General features: G+C 39.4%; 3 protein-coding genes. All 3 read right to left on the minus strand.

Annotated elements, in window-relative coordinates; all coding sequences use genetic code 11:
• Window positions 1-82 precede the first annotated feature (82 nt).
• Genes tnpC through tnpA form a run of 3 tightly spaced genes read right to left on the minus strand, consistent with a single transcriptional unit; the run spans window position 83 to window position 2,574 of the window.
• Window positions 83-1,711: an IS66 family transposase gene (gene tnpC / locus CSX02_RS06795; protein WP_099386110.1), complete on the minus strand. Its 1,629-nt coding sequence runs from the start codon at window positions 1,709-1,711 to the stop codon at window positions 83-85.
• Window positions 1,712-1,753: 42 nt separating this feature from the next.
• Window positions 1,754-2,197, minus strand: coding sequence for an IS66 family insertion sequence element accessory protein TnpB (tnpB, locus tag CSX02_RS06800; protein WP_099386108.1), 444 nt, complete (start codon window positions 2,195-2,197; stop codon window positions 1,754-1,756).
• On the minus strand, window positions 2,191-2,574 hold the full coding sequence (gene tnpA / locus CSX02_RS06805; RefSeq protein ID WP_099386109.1) for an IS66 family insertion sequence element accessory protein TnpA: 384 nt from the start codon (window positions 2,572-2,574) through the stop codon (window positions 2,191-2,193). Before tnpA ends, tnpB begins: the two co-directional genes overlap by 7 nt.
• Window positions 2,575-2,680 lie beyond the last annotated feature (106 nt).

The following is a 2,680-nucleotide window of genomic DNA, read 5'->3' on the forward strand; positions in this document are numbered from 1 at the left end:
GTAAGCGCCTAATAAAAAGGCGTCCCATTAAAATCTCTCGCACCCTAGCGAGGATTGCGAGGATGCGAGTATTTTACTCCAATTATCGTTTGCAACTATCAATTACATCTTGGTTCCAAGGCGCTATTGTTTCAAATTGCTCATCAGTCCATGACTTTGATGGTCTTTTGCTCAAGATGTATTTGATATATTCATAAATATTTAAATCATGAGCTTTAGCTATTTCTACAATACTATAGATAGTAGCACTAGCTGTAGCTCCGGCAGGTGAATCGGAAAAAAGCCAATTCTTTCTGCCTACAGTGAAAGGTCTAATGGCATTTTCACTAGCATTATTAGAAAAGCTACATCGCCCATCCTCGAGATATGTTGTGAGGAATTCTCGACGATTGCTGATATAAGTCACAGCTTTATCCAATCTAGAGCTTTTAATTGGGTTCTGTGCATCAAGCCACTCAAAAAAGGCCTCCAAAACTGGTTTTTCCTTTTGCAGACGAAGCTTGTAACGCTCTTCATATGAGACATGTTTCTTGTTAATAGAATCTTCAATCTCGAAGAGCTTATTGCAGTATTGTACTCCCTGTACTGCAGGATTTGTGTAGTCATACTGTTTTCCTTTTGGAATGGCATCAATCAGATATCTTCTGACGTGCGCCCAACAGCAACATCTTGTAATGCCTGGTACCTTGTTGTATCCTTGGTAGCCATCACATTCAAGATAACCATCAAATCCTTTTAGGAAGTATTTGGCATTTTCTCCTGCCCTTGTTTCGGAGTATCCATACAGGATTATTGGCGGTAAACCATCTTCACCTGTTCGGTATACCCACATGTAGGACTTCGACTCAGCCCTTCGACCTGGTTCTTTTAATACTTGAACCGGAGTCTCATCAGCCATTAGGAAATTCCTTTCTAATAGCTTGCGATGGAAGAACTGATAGAGTGGATCAAAATAGTGTTTTGAACAATAAATGATCCAGTTAGCCATGGTGGTTCGGCTTAGTTCAATGCCATACTGCTTCCAGTCTTTCTCTTGTCGGTACAAAGGTAAGGCATTTCCGTACTTTTGATAAATCATCCATGAAACAGATGATTCTGACGCAAGAGAGTGCTTCATCAGTGGTTGTTTATCTGTTTTAGCTTTTATGATATATGGCTCATCAGTATTTTTACATTCTGGGCAGCCATAATGATAACTAACATATTCCTTGACTTTAACTTTGGCAGGAATGTATTCGAGTTCTCTTCGAATTAGTTCCTTGCCAATGTATTCAAGAGGAGTTCCGCATTGAGGACAAATCTTTTCCTCATCAGGGATGTCTACTATTACTTCCTCGACAGGAATACCTTTTAATTTTTCCTCTAGTGTAGACTTTGCTTTACGCTTGTGTTCTTTGACTATTGTTTCAATATCAGGAATTGGTGGCTCATCAGATTGAAGTGTTTCAGCTTCATCAAATAAGCAAAGCTGTCCTTCGACTTCATCATGGCGTTTCTCACTAGAGGCACCAAATAACTTTTTAGTTAGATAATCGATTTGTTCCTGCAGAACAGCTTCTCGCTTTTGATGCTCAGCCTCACGATTCTCTGCATCTTGCAAAGTTTTTTGTAGCTGGACAATGACTGTAGTCTGAGCTGAAATAGTGGTATTCAGTTGTGAAATTGTATCTTTCAGTTCTTGTAACTGAAGATCTCTAACGCCTCTTGCCACAGTCATTTCTCCTTTGATTTGATACTTAAATTATACCAAATTTTAGGCTTCATTAACAGCAAGAAATGCAGAATTTTCAAGGCTTTGCGAGGCTTTTGGGAACTGTTCACAGTCACCATTTTTAGAAAGTAAGTTATCAACATTTTTGTATGTTCCTATGGCTTTAGGCTGTTCTATTTCGAGTCCAGACATAAGCCAATCGAACTGTTGCCAGGTAAGTGGTTTGACCTCAGATTTATCTCTTGGCCATCGATACCTCCCTTCAACCGCAAGGCGTTTGTACAAAAGCACAAAGCCATCAGATTCCCATAGCAAAGCTTTTAGCCTATCGCAACGTCTGCCACAGAATAAATATAAAGCACTTCGTTTGGGGTCCATATGCAGTTGATCTATTACAATGGCGCATAAGCCATCAATAGACTTTCTCATATCGGTGTAACCACAGACTATATAAATCTCATTTACACCGGAAATATCGCCTAGCATAAGCTGCCTTTCATAGCAGATAATACTTGCGATAGTAATGCTGTATCAATTCCATTTGGAATCGTCAGCTTAGCTCCATTCATCTCAAGAATTAATGATGATTCTTGAGATGGAGCATCAATACACATAGGATGAGCCTCAGGTTCATCAGGTATAACATCAAGTAAAACAACATCTTGTTTAGGTGATGGTAATTGGATATCATTCCATGGATTTGGAAGCTCGCATCCTCGCTTGCGAAGTCTAACTGTCCAATTATAAAAAGTAGATGTGCCAATTCCATTTTGACGGCACCATTCGGCATCTGATAAGCCGCTTTGTCGCGCTTCCATAACCATACGATATTGTTCACTTACTGGTGTTCTAGATCTTCTCATTGATAGGTCCTCCTTAAGATAATTGGAGTGAAATACATTCAATCCTATCAATGATTATAAAAAATAAAGGGAGCCTATAAAATCCGCCGGATTATTAGGCGCTTAC

The organism is Agathobacter ruminis (assembly GCF_002735305.1).
In the GTDB taxonomy this organism is placed as follows: Bacteria; Bacillota; Clostridia; order Lachnospirales; family Lachnospiraceae; genus Roseburia; species Roseburia ruminis.

Coding starts and splice junctions, on each gene's coding strand:
- tnpB (WP_099386108.1), bottom strand. CDS start 2,197: ATGCTAGGCGATATTTCCGGTGTAAATGAGATTTATATAGTCTGTGGT.
- tnpA (WP_099386109.1), bottom strand. CDS start 2,574: ATGAGAAGATCTAGAACACCAGTAAGTGAACAATATCGTATGGTTATG.